The sequence below is a fragment of the Trinickia camelliae genome (assembly GCF_053525655.1).
On the sequence record NZ_JBCHAA010000015.1, the window covers coordinates 124,608 to 142,010 of the forward strand.

Consider the following 17,403-nt stretch of genomic DNA (forward strand, 5'->3'; position numbering starts at 1 on the left):
TTTCCACGTCCCCACTCTCCCGCTCGCACTGATTGACGGCTAATATTCAGACGTTTGATCGATAAACGCGCAGTGCAGTCGATGCTTTTCTCCAAAATTCCCGAGAAGGAGATGAGATGAGTGACGTGCGAGATGACGTGAAAAACGGCGACAACGCAGCAAACAATACGAAAACCGATCCTATCAAGCACGTCGTATTGCTCTTGATGGAGAACCACTCGTTCGATCAAATGCTCGGATCGCTCGACGCCGTGCATGAGGATCTCGACGGCATCAAGAACGGGCGCGCGACCCTCAACGACGACGGCCACGGCAAATCCTTTCGTCTCGAACCGACGCAAGAGCGTCAAATGAAGCTGGACCCGTTGCACGAACATCCGGACGTGCTCGAACAGCTCGCAGGCAACAACAGCGGATTCGTGCGCAATTTCACGCGCCACTATCCACGCAGCAGCCAGGCCCAGCGCCAGGACATCATGGGGTATTACCCGCTCGATTTCCTGCCCGCGCTGCACACCTTGGGCCGCCAATTCACGATTTGCGATCGATGGTTTTCTTCGCTGCCGGGCCCGACCTGGCCCAACCGCTTTTTCGCGCTATCGGGCACATCGATGGGCGAAGTCGCGATGCCGGCGGGAATCAATGCGCTCGAACCCAAGTGGTACACCGAGCAAACGCAGAAGACGATCTTCGATCGGCTCAATGAAAAACAAAAAAGCTGGAGAGTGTATTTCTACGATTTCCCCGCGTCTTTGCTGCTCGTGAATCAAAGGGAACGCGAAAACCTCGCGAATTACCATTCATTCGATTCATTCTTCGACGACGCCACAGCCGACGAAAGCACCTTTCCCGAGTTTGTCCTCATCGAGCCCAAGTATTTCGGCCAGGCGCAAAACGACGACCACCCGCCGCACAACATCATGAAGGCGGAGAAGCTGATCGCCGATACCTACAATGCGATCCGTTCCAACCCGAAGCTTTGGGAAACGACGTTGCTCGTCGTGCTGTACGACGAGCATGGCGGCTTCTTCGACCATGTCGTCCCGCCGACGGATGCCACGCCTCCCGATACGCACACGGGCGCGTTCAGCTTCACGCAACTCGGCGTGCGCGTGCCGGCGATTCTGGTGACCCCGTGGTGCGCGCCCCATCCCTGCCACCAAAGATTCGACCATTGCAGCTTGCTGAAATACCTGCAGGACAAGTGGGAGCTTGGGTCGCTTGGCGCAAGAACGGACCACGCCAACAGCATTGGCGTCGCCATCTCCAGCGGCGGCGCGGCCCGGACCGGCACGCCGCCCTTCATCCGTGTCAGCAATCAATCGCTGATACCGGAGTTTCCGGAACTCGAACGCAGAACGTCGAATCCCCACGAGCGAGGGCTCCATTGGTTTGCCGATTTCTTGTTCGTCGAGCTCGACAACGCCACGACCGATGCGGTGAGTTCCGTCGCCGCGCTGGCTCGACGGAACTCCGTGTGGACGCGAATGACAGGCGCCCTGGGCTACGCGCTGGTGATAGTCGGGCATTGGCTCAGCAAGGGCTTCTTCGCGGCCAAGAGTGCGCGCGAAACGCTCACTGAAAACGCGTTCGATCAACTGCGGCGGTCGCGCGGATTGGATCGGTTGCCACCGGAATGACGGGGCCATCGATCAAATGGAGGAAGCCGGTGATACCGGACACCTCCGATTCCGCGCCCTCATTCAAGCCTAATTCTCGCCGCCGATGATGCCTCCGTGTCAGCGCGCGCCCTCATGCACGAGACGCCGCCGAAACTCAAACCCATCACGGAGACGTTCGATATGTACAAGCACATTCTCGTCGCAGTCGGCACGAGTCTTAGCGAGACCGCGCTTCAGGCCGGCATCGCCAGGGCCAAGGCGCACGGCGCGCGTCTCACGGCGCTGCACGTCGTCGATGACATGCCATGGTGGGCCGTTGCCGCGGCACACCACGATCTTGGGCAGACGCTCGCGGCCGTCGTCGATCATTCGCAAACTGTCGTAGCCCATTGCGAAGAACGACTAAGCCGCGCCGGCATCGATGCAACGATGCAAGCGATGGCGCTCCCGCCGCAAGGCATGACCGTCGCTCAAGCGGTCGCCAAGGCCGCGAGCGCTCTCGGCGCAGACCTGATCGTGGTCGGCGCCGGCAAGTCATCGCGTTGGTGGTTCTTTGAGGAATCGGTGGTCAAAGGGATACGGCGCCACGCTCAAAGCGAGCTTCTGATTGCAACGGAACAGGATTTGCCCACGCCACGGCATCGCGGGATTCCGGTCGTCCCTATCCTCTGACCTTTATCCGCTTCATCGCGGCCAAACCGAGGCTCTAGATCAATCACTCGTTAGTGACCCGTTCGAAAAAGAACGTCAGGAGCAAGAGGAGCACCGCCGACCAATCGAACAGCGTGCCGAACAGATTCGACGTGCCGATTCCTGCGCCGGCCATCACGGCCGATAACCAGAATGAGAATGCGGCCATTGACATCGCAAGAGCCTCAGCGTTTTTGGTAGTGTCCCCAGATATTTCAGCTTAACGAGCGCCGCTGTGTATCGCCCTTGTCTATGTGTGCCGCCCCACTGGCAATTTCCGCCGTGTCGATCGATTCGACTGAGCAGTCGGAATGCCTGCATAATCGCGCATCGCTCGGGAAACCCATGACAGTCAAACTCGCCATCTTCGATTTCGACGGCACGCTCGCCGACACCTATCCGGTCTTCGTCGACTCGATCAACACCCTCGCCGCAAGGCATCAGTTCCGGCAAATCGCTAAAGACGAGGAGCACACGCTGCGCCAGATGGGCGCCGCCGATATCCTCCGCGAGCTCGAGCTGCCGATTTGGCGCGTGCCCGCCGTGATATCGGACTTCAGGGCGATCATGCGCGAAAGAATCCACGAAGTGCGGCCGTTTCCGGACATCGTGGAAACGCTGCACGCGATGGCGGATCAACAAATCTCGCTGGCCGTCGCGACCTCGAACACGATCGACAACGTCAGCGCCGTCGTGGGCGCATCGCTGATCGATCAGCTCGCCGCGATCGAATGCGGCTCGCCGCTATTCGGCAAGCCATACCGCTTGCGCCAAATCCTGCACGCGACCAAGGCGGACAAGGCCGAGACCATTTATATCGGCGACGAAATCCGCGACGCCGAAGCGGCTCAGCGTGCCGGTATTCAGTTCGGCGCGGTGGCGTGGGGATACACGGCGCTGGATGCGCTGTTGCGTCATCAACCGACCGAGGTATTCCGCACGCCCGCCGACCTGCTGCGTTTAAGGCCCGCCACCGCTAACGGCTAATGACTAACGGCTAATGACACGACGACGCGTCGCCGGACACATAACGCAGCGACCCGGGCGTCGTCAACAGCTCGCCGGTTTCGAGCAGCGTCTTGAGACCCGACAGCACCATCGGCCAGCCGCCATAAAGCTCGGCGTTCGCGCCTTCGCGCAGTTGATCGTGAATGACCGTGAGCTTGCACGAATCTCCGACCGGCTCGATCTCCCACGTCACGCGCGAAGTGCCTTCGCTCTTCACGTCATCGCTCCATAGCGCGCGGAAGCTCTGCACGAGCCGGCGCGGCGGATCGACTTCCAGATTCTCGCCTTCGACGATGGTCAGCTCGCCGGCTTGACCCTGCGCACCCGGCGCGCCCGGTGCATGCGCGAGCCCGACATAGCTGGAGCCCGGCGCGAACTCCGACACGACGCGCACCCCGAACGTGTACTTGGCCCGCATCTCGGTGTTGGTGATGGCTTCCCACAGGCGTTCCGGCGTCGTCTTGATGTAAATCTCGTAGACCTTCTCCATCTTCCTTTCCTCCAGATCGTGCTTGAGGTCGCTCAGCGCGGCGACCCAAGGCTCGGCGAATTTGCTCACCCACCGGTCGTGAATGAGCCTGATCGGGACGGCGTTCAGGAAATGCAGCTTTTCGCGCCCGTGCTTGCGCGTCACCACGAGGTGCGCCTCTTCGAGCACCTTCAGGTGCTTCATCACGCCGAAGCGCGTCATCGGCACGCGGGCCTCCAGCGCGCTCAGCGTCTGCCCGTCTTGCTTGAATAGCTCGTCGAGCAGGCTTCTGCGCGTCGGGTCCGCGAGTGCTCGGAATACGTCGTCCATGCGATCGATGATAGGTGACCATATGGTCACGTGTCAAAGTCTTTCTTCGGAGATATGATTTAGCGCGTGCCCGATCATCCCCAAAAGGCTGGATCGACGATGGCTCCTACTCCGCGTACCCGCTGGATTGCCCGCCATGGCGCCGCGCTGTGCTGCGCCGGCGTGTGCTGCGTTGCGCTCACCAGCTGCATGGTCGGCCCCGACTATCGATCACCGGCTGCACCGCCAACGGACCACTACACGGTCGCGCCGCTGCCCGAGCAGACGGCCTCCGCGCCCGGCGCCGCGGGCGTGCCGCAGCGCTTCGCGCCCGGCCAGGACATTCCCGCCGAGTGGTGGACCCTCTTTCATTGCGAGCCGCTCGATACGCTGATCCGCCAGGCGCTCACGAACAGTCCGAACATCGCCTCGGCGCAAGCCGTCTTGCGGCAAGCCCACGAAAACTACCGCGCGCAATTCGGCGGCTCGCTCTTGCCAAGCGTCAATGCACAGCTCGGCGCGCAACGCGAAAAATTCAACGGCGTCACGTTCGGCGAGCCGGGTGTCGTCGACTACTTGAATCTCTACAACGCGTCGGTGAACGTCTCGTACAAGCTCGACGTGTTCGGCGGCGCGCGCCGCCAGCTCGAAGGGCTCGCCGCGCAGATCGACTACCAGCGCTATCAATTGCAGGGCGCCTATCTCGCCCTCACGGCCAACATCGTCACGGCGGCCGTCAAGGAAGCGTCGCTGCGCGCACAGATCGACGCCACCGAGCGCATCGCCACGGACGAAGACCAGCAACTGCAAGTGCTCAACCAGCAGTTCGAACTCGGCGGCGTGGCCAAGACCCCCGTGCTTGCGCAGCAGACGCTGCTTGCGCAAACGCGCGCGACGCTGCCGCCGCTTGCTCAATCGCTCGATCAAACGCGTCATCAGCTCGCGGTGTTGGCCGGCATGCTGCCGAGCGACCCCGCGCTGCCCGAATTCCGGCTCGAGATGTTCACGCTGCCGCAGACGCTGCCCGTGACGCTGCCGTCGTCGCTCGTCAAGCAACGGCCCGACATCCTCGCGTCCGAGGCGTTGCTGCATCAGGCGAGCGCGCAGGTCGGCGTGGCGACCGCCGCGATGTATCCGCAGATCACGCTGTCCGCGAGCTACGGCACCGAGGCGCTCACGCCTGCCGGCGCGTTCCAGCAAGCGAACACGATCTGGAGCCTCGGCGCGGGCCTCCTGCAGCCGCTCTTCCAGGGCGGGCAACTGCGCGCGCAGAAACGCGCCGCCGTCGACGCATTTGACCAAGCCAATGCGCAGTATCGCGAGACGGTGCTGCTCGCGTTTGAGAACGTCGCCGATTCGCTGCGCGCGCTCGATCACGACGCGACCGGTCTCAAGGCGCAGACCGAAGCGTGGCGCGCCGCCAGCGATTCGCTCACGCTCACGCGCGGCCAGTATCGCGTCGGCGGCGTGAGCTATCTCGCGCTGCTCGATGCGCAGCGCCAGTACCAGCAAACCGTCGTGAGTCTCGCGCAGGCCCAGGCGTCGCGTTATGCGGACACCGCGGCGCTGTTCCAGGCGCTCGGCGGCGGCTGGTGGAACGCGCCGCCTGCGGAAGCCGCCGCCGAAACGCCGCATTGACCGCGGTCCGGCAACGTTGTTGTCTGTCGCATCACCAGTACCACCTGCTTCACGAATAAGGAATAAGCACCCACGCGCACCGTTACATCTAACAGGGACTTCGCCCCACGCCGAGCAAGGAATCGACGATGAACCAGAAGCGACCGTTGGCCAAGCGAATGACAATCATGCTGCTCTGCGTCGGCTTGCTGCTCGGCGCATTGGTCGGCTTCAACCTGTTCCGTGCGCATATGTTCGCGAAGTTCATGGCGTCGAATGCGGCGCCGCCTGAGACGGTCACGGCGATCACGGCGGGCTTCCAGTCGTGGCAGCCGCAGCTCGTGGCGGTCGGCAGCCTGCGCGCGGTACGCGGCGTCGACGTGACGACGGAAGTCGCGGGCCTCGTGCGCGAGATCGCGTTCAATTCCGGCCAGGACGTGAAGGCCGGGCAAGTTCTCGTCAGGCTCAACGCCGACAACGACGTCGCGCTGCTCCAATCGCTGAAGGCACAGGCGGACCTCTCGCAGACCGTCTACACCCGCGACAAAGCGCAGTACGACATCAAGGCGATCGCAAAGGCCCAGCTCGACGCTGACGAAGCCGACTTGCGCAACAAGAAAGCGCTGGTCGCGCAGCAGGCCGCGCTCGTCGACAAGAAAACGATACGCGCGCCGTTCGCGGGGCGCCTCGGCATCACGACGGTCAACCCTGGGCAGTACCTCAACCCGGGCGACGCGATCGTCACGCTGCAAGCTGTCGATCCGATCTACGCCGACTTCTATCTCCCGCAGCAGCAGCTCGGACAGCTCGAGATCGGCCAGACCGTGATCGTCGACACGAGCGCGTTCAGCGGACGCACGTTTGCCGGCAAGATTCTGTCGATCAATCCGAAGGTCGACAGCAATACGCGCAACGTGCAGATCGAAGCGACCGTCGACAACCACGAACGCAAGCTCCTGCCCGGCATGTACGCGAACGTGAAGATCGATGCGGGCACGCAGGAGCGCTATCTGACGCTGCCGCAAACGGCCATCACCTACAACCCGTATGGCGCGACGGTGTTCGTCGTCAAGCCCGGCACCCGGCCGAACGCGCAAGGCAAAGTGCTACCCGTCGCGCAGCAGGTGTTCGTGACGCCAGGGCCGACGCGTGGCGATCAGGTCGCGATCATGAAGGGCGTTTCCGAAGGCACGCAGGTCGTGACGAGCGGACAGTTGAAACTCAAGAACGGCACGTCGCTCATCATCGACAACCGCGTGCAGCCCGCCGACAATCCGAACCCTTCGCCGCAAGAACAATAACGAGAGCCGCGCGATGAACTTCACCGACATCTTCATCCGCCGCCCCGTGCTCGCCGCGGTCGTGAGCCTGCTGATCCTCGTGCTCGGCTTGCGCTCGCTCGTCGCGCTGAAAGTGCGCGAGTATCCGCAGACCGAAAACGCGGTCGTGACGATCACGACGGCCTACTACGGCGCGAGCGCCGATACCGTCGCCGGCTTCATCACGCAGCCGCTCGAAGCGGCGATCGCGCAAGCGCAGGGCATCGACTATCTGTCGTCGTCGAGCATCACGGGCGCCTCGGTCATCACGGCGACGCTGCGCCTGAACTACGACTCGAACCGCGCGCTGACCGAAATCAACACGCAGATCGCCTCCGTGCGCAACCAGTTGCCTCCGCAAGCGCAGCAGCCGGTGCTGACCGTCGAAGTCGGGCAGACCACCGACGCGATGTACATGGGCTTCTACAGCGACGTGCTGCCGAGCAACAACGTCACCGACTATCTGCTGCGCGTCGTGAAGCCGAAGCTCGATTCGGTCGAAGGCGTGCAGACGGCGGAAGTGCTGGGCGGCCGGCAGTTCGCGCTGCGCGCGTGGCTCGATTCGACGCGTCTCGCCGCACACGGGGTCACAGCGCAGGACGTCTACACCGCGCTCGGCAACAACAACTATCTGGCGACGCTCGGCACGACCAAGGGGCAGATGGTGAGCGTCGACCTGAACGCGGGCACGGACCTGCACTCCGTCGACGAGTTCAAGCAGCTGGTCGTCAAGCAGAAGAACGGCTCGATCGTGCGCCTCGAAGACGTCGCGAACGTGGTGCTCGGCGCCGACAACTACGACTTCAATGTCGCGTTCAGCGGCAAGCGTTCGGTGTTCATCGGCATCAAAGTCGCGCCGGACGCGAACATCCTCGATGTCGCCAAGCGCGTGCGGACCGCGTTCCCCGCGCTGCAGTCGCAGTTTCCGATCGGCATGACGGGCGAGATCGTCTATGACGCAACCGACTTCGTGAACACCGCGATCAGCGAAGTCGAGAAGACGCTCATCGAAGCGCTCGTGATCGTGACCGTCGTGATCTACCTGTTCCTCGGCAGCTTGCGCGCGGTGATCATTCCCGTGATCGCGATGCCGCTCTCGCTCGTCGGCACGTTCTTCGTGATGCTGATGCTCGGCTACTCGATCAACCTCTTGACGCTGCTCGCGCTCGTGCTCGCGATCGGGCTCGTCGTGGACGACGCGATCATCGTCGTCGAGAACGTCGATCGCCACATGAAGTACGAGGGCAAGTCGCCGCTCGATGCGGCGATCATCGCCGCGCGCGAACTCGGCGGGCCGATTCTCGCGATGACCGTCGTGCTCGTCGCCGTGTATGTGCCGATCGGCTTTCAGGGCGGGCTGACGGGTGCGCTTTTCACCGAGTTCGCGTTTTCGCTCGCGGGGGCGGTGACCGTGTCGGGCGTGATCGCGCTGACGCTCTCGCCGATGATGTGCTCGCGCTTTTTCAGCGCCGAGCAGGAAGGCGGGCGTCTCGTGCGTTTCATCGATCGCCAGTTCGACCGCGTGCATCGCGGCTACAGCCGGCTCTTGCACGGCCTGCTCGACACGTGGCCGGTCGTCGTCGCGATGGGCGCGCTGCTGCTCGCGGGCACCGTGTATCTGTTCATGACGTCGCAATCGGAGCTCGCGCCGCAGGAGGATCAGGGCATCGTGCTGTCGCAGATCCAGGGGCCGCCGAATGCGACGATCCAGCAGATGCAGACGTATTCGGACCAGGTGTTCGACATCTCGAAGGCCCTGCCCGAGTACTCGCAGATGTTCCAGTTGACCGGCTCGCCCACGATCAACCAAGGCATCGGCGGCGTGCTCTTCAAGACGTGGGACAAGCGCAAGAAAGGCGCGACTGCGCTGCAGGAGGAACTGCAGCAGAAGTGGAATGAAATTGCCGGCGCGCGCATCGCGGCGTTCCAGTTTCCGCCGCTGCCCGGCTCGCAAGGATTGCCGGTGCAGTTCGTGATCACCACCACCGAGCCGTTCCCAAATCTCAACGAGATCTCGCAGGCGGTGCTGCAAAAGGCCCAAGCGAGCGGCATGTTCTTCTTCGTCGATAGCGACCTCAAGCTCGACAAGCCCGAAACCACGCTCGTGGTCGACCGCGACAAAGTCGCCTCGCTAGGTCTCCAGCAAAGCGACATCGGACAGACGCTCGGCGCCGCGCTCGGCGGCGACTACGTCAATTACTTTTCGATCGCGGGACGGTCGTACAAAGTGATTCCGCAGGTCTTGCAGACCGATCGCCTCAATCCTTCGCAAGTGCTCGACTACTACATTCATACGCCGGACGGCAGCGTCATTCCCGCATCGACTGTCACGCACATCGAGCACAAGGTCGTGCCGGAATCGATCAACCACTTTCAGCAGCTCAACTCCGCGACGATCTCGGGCGTGATCGTGCCGGGCGTGTCGCAAGGGGAAGTGCTCGACTTCCTGCGCAAGACGACGATGCAAGCCGCGCCCGCCGGATATTCAGTCGACTTCTCGGGGCTGTCGCGGCAGTTCGTGCAGGAGTCCGGCGGCTTCGTCGTCACGCTGCTGTTCGCGACGATCATCGTGTTCCTCGCGCTCGCCGCGCAGTTCGAGAGCTTCATCGATCCCGTCGTGATTCTGGTGTCCGTGCCGATGGCGCTTTTCGGCGCGCTCATCTTCATCAACATCGGCCTGTCCACGCTCAACATCTACACACAGGTGGGGCTCGTCACGCTGATGGGGCTCGTCAGCAAGCACGGCATTCTGATCGTGCAGTTCGCCAATCAGCTGCAGCTCGCGGGACGCTCGAAGCGCGAGGCGCTGGAGGAAGCGGCGGGCGTGCGGCTAAGGCCGATCTTGATGACCACCGCGTCGATGGTGTTGGGCGTGGTGCCGCTCGTGATCGCGTCGGGCGCCGGCGCGGCGGGGCGCAACGCGATGGGGCTCGTGATCTTCACGGGGTTGTCGATTGGGACGCTTTTCACTTTATTTGTGGTCCCGGCCATGTACATGTTCATCGGCGCCGATCATCATCGCAAGGCAGCACGGGAGGAGAAGGCCTGAACCTGCCAACCCGTAGAGCCCATAACAAAGACAAGAGACCACATGGACCGGACCGAACTCGTGCGCATCGAGCCCACTATGGGCTGGCCCGTTGTGGGCCAGGCCGAGATGGCCCAAGCCGCCGACGATATGTTCGGCGGGATGCCTATTCCCGCCTTCGACATCCGCTTTCTGATCGAGCCTGTCCGCTCGCGCCCCAATCTCTTCGTCCGGTACCGTCCGATTCGCGGCAAAGGTGAAGTGTCGTTTCCTGGCGACGCCATCGCGCTAGAGGGCGCTACGCGGACCTGGTACGGAAGATCCATCGCAACGCAGCTGCGGATCGGGCACGCGCAGATCTTCAATGCGGAAACGGTGGGACGTCATGTCTATTTCGATTTCCGCAACGCCAGCGAAACGCAAAGCATTGCGCTGGAAGCGGACAACGCGCAAGAGGCGAAAAGCATCTTCGATGCGTTGGGCACGTTCCCCAAGTCGCCCGTCCAGGCCGAACGAACGGCTCGCGCCAACTTCACGGCGCGCGTGCAAGAGCTGACGCCAACCGCGTGGGTCACTTATGCGCTGATCGCGATCAACGTGCTGGTCTACGTCGCGATGTGCGCATCCGGCGTGAATCCGCTGGTGCCTAACGGCGCGGCCGCGATCCCCTGGGGCTCGGACTTCGGGCCCTACACGCTCGACGGACAATGGTGGCGCCTGTTCACCGCGATGTTCGTGCATTTCGGTTTCGTGCACATCGCGTTCAATATGTTCGTGCTGTACCAGATCGGCCGCGTGACCGAGCGTATGTACGGCAACGCACCGTTTCTGGCGCTCTATCTGTTTTCCGGCCTGACGAGCAGCATCGTCAGCGTCCTCTGGCATCCGACGCTGAACCGCGCCGGCGCTTCCGGCGCGATCTTCGGCGTGTTCGGCGCATTGCTCGTATTCCTATTGAAATACCGCAAGGAATTGCCCGCCTCGCTGGCGTCCAGAGATCGCAATGCCCTGCTGATTTACGTCGTCTGTGTGCTGATTCAAGGTTTCCTGCAGAAAGGCGTCGACTATGGCGGCCATGTCGGCGGATTGATCGGCGGCATCGCGATCGGCTGGCCGCTGGCGCGCTCGGTCGAGCCGTCCACCCGCTCGCAAGGAACGTTCGCGAGCGTGGCGCTCGCCTTATTGCTCGCTTGCCTCGTCTTGAGCGGATTGACGTATCCGTTGACGCATTTGAGCGGCGCCACGCTCGCCGAGCTGAAATTCGGCAGGGTCCTGGCCGCGTTGGGTCCGGCAGAAAAGCGAGCGCTGGCCGACCGGGCCGCGATCCAGCACCGGCCGCTTCTCACGCAGCCGCAGCGAGAGGACGCGGCGAGCGAAATCACGACGCGCATCGTGCCGCAGTGGGACAGGATCTACGCAACGCTGGACGAAGCCCGCCTGCCGGATCATTCGCCGCGAACGGCGTTGCGCGACGCACTGCTTCGCTACGCCGACGACCGGCGCCACATGGAGCGCCTCACCGCGACATGGTTGATGCAAGGGAAACGGCGGAACACCGAACTAAGACCGCGGATCGATGCGCTCCAGAGCGACATCGCCGCGCAGACGGCCGTGATCCACAAGCTCACGGGTGTGAGACCCAAACCGCCCTCGCTGCCGATACGTCGGCCAATCAGCGGCGAGCAACATGGCTAGCCGCGTACTTCACGCGTCGAGCGGCGGCATGCTCGTCTGCGCCACATAGCGCGGCTCCCTACGCCACAGCGTCGCCTGCTCGAACGCGTAGCCGAGCGCGAGCAAACGCGCCTCGCTCCACGCCGGGCCCACGAACGACACGCCCACCGGCAAGCCGCGCACGAACCCCGCCGGCACCGTCAAGTGCGGGAAGCCCGCGACGGCAGCGGGCGTCGAGAAGCCGTCGCCCGCGCTGTCGCCATTGATGAAGTCGGTGAGCCATGCCGTGCCGCCGGTCGGCGCGACGATCGCGTCGAGCCGCTGGTCGCGAATCACGCGCGCGAGACCTTCGTCGCGAGCCTTCTTCCCGCACGCGGCGAGCGCCTTCTTGTAGACGTCGCTGTCGAGGTCGCCCAACGCCTGAGCCTGCGTGAACAGCTCCTGCCCGAAGTACGGCATTTCGCGGCTGCGATGCGCATCGTTGAACGCGATCACGTCGGCCAGGTTTCGCACCTGCGCATGCGGCGCGAAGGTTTCGAGCCACAAGGGCAAATCGTGCTTGAACTCGTGCAGCAGCACCGCCTGCTCTTCGTCCCCGTAGCTGACCTTGGGCAGATCGATCGGATCGATCACTTCGGCGCCCATCGATTTCATCTGCGCGATGGCCCGCTCGATCTGCTGGTCGACTTCGTCGTGACCCGTGAAGTAGTCGCGCGCCACGCCGATGCGTGCGCCGCGCAACGCGTCCTTGTTCAGCGCGCGCAGATAGTCGTCAGGCGCGGGGGCCTTCGATGTCGCCGGGTCTTGCGCATCATTGCCCGCCATCGCGGACAGCAGCAGCGCGGCGTCGCTCACGGTGCGCGTGATCGGCCCGGGCGTGTCCTGCGTGTGCGCGATCGGAATGATCCCGTCTCGGCTGATACGCCCGACGGTCGGCTTGAGACCCACTAAGCCGTGTATCGAAGCAGGCGACACAATCGACCCGTCCGTTTCCGTGCCCACCGCCATCGCGACCAGATTCGCCGCAACCGCAGCAGCGGAGCCCGAACTCGAACCGCTCGTCGACCGATCGAGCGCATACGGATTGCGCGTGAGGCCGCCGCGCGCGCTCCAGCCGCTGGACGAACGTGTCGAGCGGATATTCGCCCACTCGCTCAAGTTGGACTTGCCGAGAATCACCGCGCCCGCATCGCGCAGGCGTCCGACGAGGTACGCGTCACGCGTGGCCCGCACGCCGTCGAGCGCGAGCGAGCCCGCGGTGGTCGACATGCGGTCGCCGGTCGCGATGTTGTCCTTGAGCGCGATCGCGACGCCGTGCAGCGGGCCGCGAACCATGCCGGCCGCGCGCTCGGCGTCGAGTGCGCGGGCGATGTGCGGCGCGTCCGGATTCAGTTCGATGAGGCTGCGCAACTGCGGCCCCTTGCGGTCGATCTCGGCGATGCGCTCGAGATAAATCCGCACCGCTTGCTCCGCGCTCGCGCCGCCGGCCGGCGCATCGGGCACGACGCCGCCCGGTGCGTCGGCTGCGCGTGGTTCGGCAGCCAACGCGCTCTTGGCGCTCATGGCGGTGGTCAGTATCCCAATCGAAGCGAAGAATCGGCGTCGTTGCATGAGGCGCTCTTGTGTGGGTGTTCAACGAGACATCGCAGCCGGCGACGTTGTGGGCCGCCGCTGCGCACGCGCGAGACTACCTCAACAATAATCCGCGATGTCGAGCGTCGGCTCTACGCTGCTTCGCTTCAAATGAGGAGCCGCGAGATCTTGGTGCCCTGCAGCGATACGCCCGCCATCAGCCCGGCATTCGTCAGCACGAAGGCCTGGATCGGCGCCGTCGCCGTCGAGGTATCCACGGTGCCGTTGGCGCCGACTTTGACGAGCGCGACCGTGGCGTCCGCGCCCGCGGCCCATCCCTGGCTTTGTAGGAAGCCGCCGAGCGCTTCCTGCGTCATGAACGCAAAGATGATCGCCTTCGATTGCGCGCCGATCTGCAAGCCGAACGAGCCGCCGACGATGCTGTAGTAGCCGGTCGTCTGCCCATTGACGCGCATTGCCCCCTGGCCATACTGCCCGCCGACCCAGAATCCGGCTGAAATCACAGACGGAAAGATGAGCACGCCGCGCGCCTTGTCGAGCAGCTCGTGCGAGCCGTTCACCGAGTTGTAGAGACGAGCCAGCGTGGCGTCGTAATCGGCGTCGATCGTTTTGCGCTTGTCCGTGTTCTCGGACGCGCTATCGCCCGAACTGAGCGGCGTGGTCGTGCAGCCGGCCAGTGCGAGGCCGCTCGCCGCGACGGTCACGCCGGTGCCGAGAAGAAATTGACGTCGACGCATTGCAGTTTCCTTTAAGGAGAGATTTCGACTTTCCGCCCGTTGCAGAAAGCCACGCACAGGAAAGTCCAAAGATTGTCCTGGCCCTTGAGACCCCAGCGGCAAGACTGAGTTCAGCGGCCGGTAACACGGCTTACGCTTCCTTACAAACTCCCGCGACGGTTGCTTCGACCCGAGGCCGTTTAAAAGGCAGGTGGCACGAGGCCGCCGACACTCAACCAAGAGGTGATGAACATGTCGAACCGCAAATCCATCATCATGATTCTCGCCGCTTCCGCCGCGCTTGCCGGCGTCGCGTCTTCCGCCCAAGCCAACGAATGGCAGCAGACGCACCCGCGCCGCGCGGAAGTGAACCATCGGCTCGGGAATCAGAACACCCGCATCAACCACGACGTGCGGGACGGCGATATGTCGAGAGCGGAGGCCCACGCGCTTCACCACGACGATCACCAGATCCGCCAGGAAGAGCGCGATATGGCTTCGCAGAACGGCGGTCACATCACGAAGACAGAACAGCGCACGCTCAATCAGCAGGAAAATTCGGTCAGCCGGCAAATCCGCGACTATTGAAGTCGCGCATTCACATCGACTCATGGCGCCGGCTTCGCCTCAAGCGTCGAACGCCGGCCCGAGCTTGGCAAGCTGCACTTGTAGAAAACGCCGTACGGCAGGATCGGATTCGAGTCCGATCGCCTGACGGTACGCATCGGCCGAGGCCTGCGAGTCTCCGGTCCTTGCGAGCAGCGCGGCCCGCGCCGCCCAGTAGGGCTGATAGACGGCGACTTGCTTGTCGTCGCTCAATGCGTTGAGCGCAGCGAGGCCCTCTAGTGCGCCTTGCGCCCCCGCGACTTGCGATGCCCGCGCAACGGCGCGATTGATCGCCACCACCACCGAGCCGGTCAACGCATAGAGCGCATCGTAGAGCAGCGCGATCGCCGCCCAATCCGTGACGCCGGTCGCGCGTCGTGCCGCATGAACCGACTGCACCGCCGCTTCGAGCTGGAAGCGCCCGGGCGCTTCCATGCGGCTTGCGGCGAGCAATAACGCCTCGGCCTCGTCGATGAGCGCCGCGTTCCATTGCTTCGGATCCTGCGCATCGAGCGGCACGAACTCACCGTGCGCGTTGCGCCGCGCATCGCGGCGTGCTTCGGCGTGCAGCATCAGCGCGAGCAACCCAAGCGCTTCGGGCTCGCCCGGCAACAGCGACGCGACGAGCCGCCCGAGCCAGATCGCCTCTTGCGCCAATCCGCGGCTGTGCGCCTGCGTGCCCGCGGGATCGGACCAGCCTTCGGCATAAATCGCATAGATCGCTTCGAGCACGGCGTCGAGCCGCTCGGCGAGCTGATCGCGATCGTCGGGCACGCGAAACGGAATCCCCGCCTGACGGATGCGGCTCTTCGCGCGCACGAGCCGCTGGCCCATCGTCGCAGGCGCGACGAGAAACGCTGCGCCGATCGCCACCGCGTCGAAGCCGAGCACCGTCTGCAGGATCAGCGGCGCGCGCACGCCGGCATCGATTGCCGGATGCGCACACGCGAACATCAGCCGCAAGCGGTCGTCGGGAATCAACGCCGCGTTGTCGTCGTCGCCGCTTTCGTCGAACTCGCTCGTGAGCAGCATCAGCGTAGGCGTTGCCTCGTCGTTCACGCGACGGTGCCGCGCGGCGTCGATGAGCTTGCGCCGCGCGACCGTCAAGAGCCACGCCTCGGGCACGCGCGGAATCCCGCTGTGCGGCCAATCGGCGAGCGCTGCGGCAAACGCGTCGGCAAGCGCGTCCTCGGCGCCGGCGACATCGCGCGTGCGGGCGGCCAGAAACGCGACGAGCTTGCCGTAGCTCGCGCGCGCGACCGCCTCCGCGGTTTCGGCTACCCCCAAACCGGCCTCACCTCGATCGCGCCATGCTGCGCGCCCGGGCAGCGCGCGGCCCACGACAGCGCCGCATCGAGATCCGGCACGTCGATCAGGAAGTAGCCGCCGAGCTGCTCCTTGGTCTCCGCAAACGGACCGTTCAACACGCTTTGCTTGCCGCCGGGCGCGCGCACCGTGGTCGCCTCCGAAGTCGGCCGCAAGCCGTGATTCGCGAGCAGCACGCCGCCCTTCGTCATGGCTTCGACGTAGGCCATATAGGCGCCGTGCAGTTGGCCGGCCTCCTCCCTGGGCAGATTCATCATGGCTTTCTCGTCGAGGTATTGCAGCAGCAGGTATTGCATGACGTCTTCTCCTTATCGGTTTTAGCGGAGCAATTTGCGCCGCTACGACAATGACGCTTCGTCAAACAGCATTTCGACAGGGCCGGAAAAATAATTTTCAAGCGGCGCTATGCGTTGTCGCGCTTGACGCCACAAAGTTCCACAATTCGGCAGTTTCCGGCATGCCACATGCTATCCTCGTACACAGGCACCCGGTTGTGCGTCCAAGCGTCCTCACTCCTCCGAGGGCACCTCTCTTAAGCAATATCCCAACACCATGGACTACCGGCACCTCCAAAATCGCAAGAGCATGCACGGACGTATCGTGCAGGAACTCGGCATCCAGATCGTCAGCGGCAAGCTCGCGCCCGGCGAGCGTCTGCCGCCCGAGCCGAGCCTATGCGAAATGTATGGCGTGAGCCGCCCCGTGCTGCGAGAAGCGACTCGCGTGCTGGTCGCCAAGGGCCTCGTGGTGTCGAAGCCGCGCGTGGGCAGCGTCGTGCGCCAGCGCGAAGAGTGGCACATGCTCGATCCCGATGTCCTCTACTGGACGCTCAACAGCATCCCCGAAGGCGAATTCTTCCGTTCGCTGTTGACCGTGCGGCGCATCATCGAGCCGGCCGCGGCGGCGCTTGCCGCCACCGAATCCACTCAAGAAGATCTCGCGCGCATCACCGCCGCCTACGAGCGCATGGAACGCGCCGACACCGCTGCGGCACTGCTCGATCCCGACCTCGAGTTTCACCGCGCGATCATGGCCGCGACGCACAACGACATGCTGGCGTTCATCGGCAACATGATGTCGCTCGCGCTGTCGGAATCGATCAAGCTGACGAGCCGTCACCCGGATACCCACGCGCTTTCTCTGCCGCGCCACAAAGCGATTCTCGTCGCGATCCAGAATCGCGACCCCCTCGCCGCGCGCCACGCAAGCCTCGTGCAGCTCGAAAACGCACGTGCGGACGCCGATTCGATCCTCGAAGTGGGCAGCCGCACCGTGCGCTGAGCCATCGCGCGCCACGCATTATTTCAAGCATGTGAATGAAGTGCCGATCTAGTTTTCGCTTGATCGTCTGCGCTGCGCACCTCTTAATTTAAGCGCCCTCTTAGTCTTACTATTCAAGAAGAAAGTCGCTATTCAGCTGATTTAA

The 17,403-nt window shown here is 63.7% G+C and carries 15 protein-coding genes and 1 pseudogene; 9 read left to right on the forward strand and 7 right to left on the reverse strand.

Going from position 1 to position 17,403, the window contains the following annotated elements; translation table 11 throughout:
• Positions 1-116: 116 nt before the first annotated feature.
• Positions 117-1,640, forward strand: coding sequence for an alkaline phosphatase family protein (locus tag AAHK20_RS23705; protein ID WP_449183942.1), 1,524 nt, complete (start codon positions 117-119; stop codon positions 1,638-1,640).
• 96 nt (positions 1,641-1,736) lie between these two features.
• Positions 1,737-2,294 carry a universal stress protein gene (locus tag AAHK20_RS23710; protein WP_449183943.1) on the forward strand — a complete coding sequence of 186 codons (558 nt, stop codon included), beginning with the start codon at positions 1,737-1,739 and terminating at the stop codon, positions 2,292-2,294.
• A gap of 43 nt (positions 2,295-2,337) precedes the next feature.
• Here AAHK20_RS23710 and AAHK20_RS23715 read toward each other — a convergent pair whose 3' ends face one another.
• Entirely contained in the window at positions 2,338-2,481 is a 144-nt protein-coding gene (locus AAHK20_RS23715; protein WP_449183944.1) for a hypothetical protein, read from the reverse strand.
• A gap of 176 nt (positions 2,482-2,657) precedes the next feature.
• On the opposite strand from AAHK20_RS23715, the gene AAHK20_RS23720 reads away from it, so the two are divergent.
• The gene (locus tag AAHK20_RS23720) at positions 2,658-3,299 is read left to right on the forward strand and encodes an HAD-IA family hydrolase (RefSeq protein ID WP_449183945.1); all 642 of its coding nucleotides are present in this window, start codon (positions 2,658-2,660) and stop codon (positions 3,297-3,299) included.
• A 10-nt stretch (positions 3,300-3,309) separates the two neighbouring features.
• Here the strand turns inward: AAHK20_RS23720 and AAHK20_RS23725 are convergent, their stop codons facing one another.
• Complete coding sequence (locus AAHK20_RS23725) at positions 3,310-3,810, reverse strand: SRPBCC family protein (RefSeq protein WP_449184039.1); 501 nt, start codon at positions 3,808-3,810, stop codon at positions 3,310-3,312.
• A gap of 6 nt (positions 3,811-3,816) precedes the next feature.
• A pseudogene (locus tag AAHK20_RS23730) lies at positions 3,817-4,119 on the reverse strand (ArsR/SmtB family transcription factor); the annotation flags it as partial.
• Between the two features lie 99 nt (positions 4,120-4,218).
• On the opposite strand from AAHK20_RS23730, the gene AAHK20_RS23735 reads away from it, so the two are divergent.
• From AAHK20_RS23735 to AAHK20_RS23750, 4 genes are all read left to right on the forward strand, one after another.
• On the forward strand, positions 4,219-5,736 hold the full coding sequence (locus AAHK20_RS23735) for an efflux transporter outer membrane subunit (RefSeq protein WP_449183946.1): 1,518 nt from the start codon (positions 4,219-4,221) through the stop codon (positions 5,734-5,736).
• A 128-nt stretch (positions 5,737-5,864) separates the two neighbouring features.
• Positions 5,865-7,016, forward strand: a complete 1,152-nt coding sequence (locus AAHK20_RS23740) for an efflux RND transporter periplasmic adaptor subunit (protein WP_449183947.1) — start codon at positions 5,865-5,867, stop codon at positions 7,014-7,016.
• Between the two features lie 13 nt (positions 7,017-7,029).
• Complete coding sequence (locus AAHK20_RS23745; RefSeq protein ID WP_449183948.1) at positions 7,030-10,083, forward strand: efflux RND transporter permease subunit; 3,054 nt, start codon at positions 7,030-7,032, stop codon at positions 10,081-10,083.
• Positions 10,084-10,125: 42 nt separating this feature from the next.
• On the forward strand, positions 10,126-11,757 hold the full coding sequence (locus AAHK20_RS23750; RefSeq protein WP_449183949.1) for a rhomboid family intramembrane serine protease: 1,632 nt from the start codon (positions 10,126-10,128) through the stop codon (positions 11,755-11,757).
• 9 nt (positions 11,758-11,766) lie between these two features.
• Here the strand turns inward: AAHK20_RS23750 and AAHK20_RS23755 are convergent, their stop codons facing one another.
• Positions 11,767-13,347 (reverse strand): amidase, encoded by a 1,581-nt coding sequence (locus tag AAHK20_RS23755; protein ID WP_449183950.1) that lies wholly within the window; start codon positions 13,345-13,347, stop codon positions 11,767-11,769.
• A gap of 128 nt (positions 13,348-13,475) precedes the next feature.
• Positions 13,476-14,066, reverse strand: coding sequence for a BPSL1445 family SYLF domain-containing lipoprotein (locus tag AAHK20_RS23760; protein WP_449183951.1), 591 nt, complete (start codon positions 14,064-14,066; stop codon positions 13,476-13,478).
• Positions 14,067-14,321: 255 nt separating this feature from the next.
• Here AAHK20_RS23760 and AAHK20_RS23765 point away from each other — a divergent pair, with 255 nt between their 5' ends.
• Positions 14,322-14,633 (forward strand): hypothetical protein, encoded by a 312-nt coding sequence (locus AAHK20_RS23765; RefSeq protein WP_449184040.1) that lies wholly within the window; start codon positions 14,322-14,324, stop codon positions 14,631-14,633.
• A 39-nt stretch (positions 14,634-14,672) separates the two neighbouring features.
• Here the strand turns inward: AAHK20_RS23765 and AAHK20_RS23770 are convergent, their stop codons facing one another.
• Complete coding sequence (locus tag AAHK20_RS23770) at positions 14,673-15,938, reverse strand: RNA polymerase sigma factor (protein ID WP_449183952.1); 1,266 nt, start codon at positions 15,936-15,938, stop codon at positions 14,673-14,675.
• A complete protein-coding gene (locus AAHK20_RS23775; protein ID WP_449183953.1) occupies positions 15,929-16,273 on the reverse strand; it encodes a YciI family protein in 345 nt (114 codons plus the stop codon). Before AAHK20_RS23775 ends, AAHK20_RS23770 begins: the two co-directional genes overlap by 10 nt.
• 256 nt (positions 16,274-16,529) lie before the next feature.
• Here AAHK20_RS23775 and AAHK20_RS23780 point away from each other — a divergent pair, with 256 nt between their 5' ends.
• Positions 16,530-17,258 (forward strand): FadR/GntR family transcriptional regulator, encoded by a 729-nt coding sequence (locus tag AAHK20_RS23780; RefSeq protein ID WP_449183954.1) that lies wholly within the window; start codon positions 16,530-16,532, stop codon positions 17,256-17,258.
• The last annotated feature ends 145 nt before the right edge of the window (positions 17,259-17,403 follow it).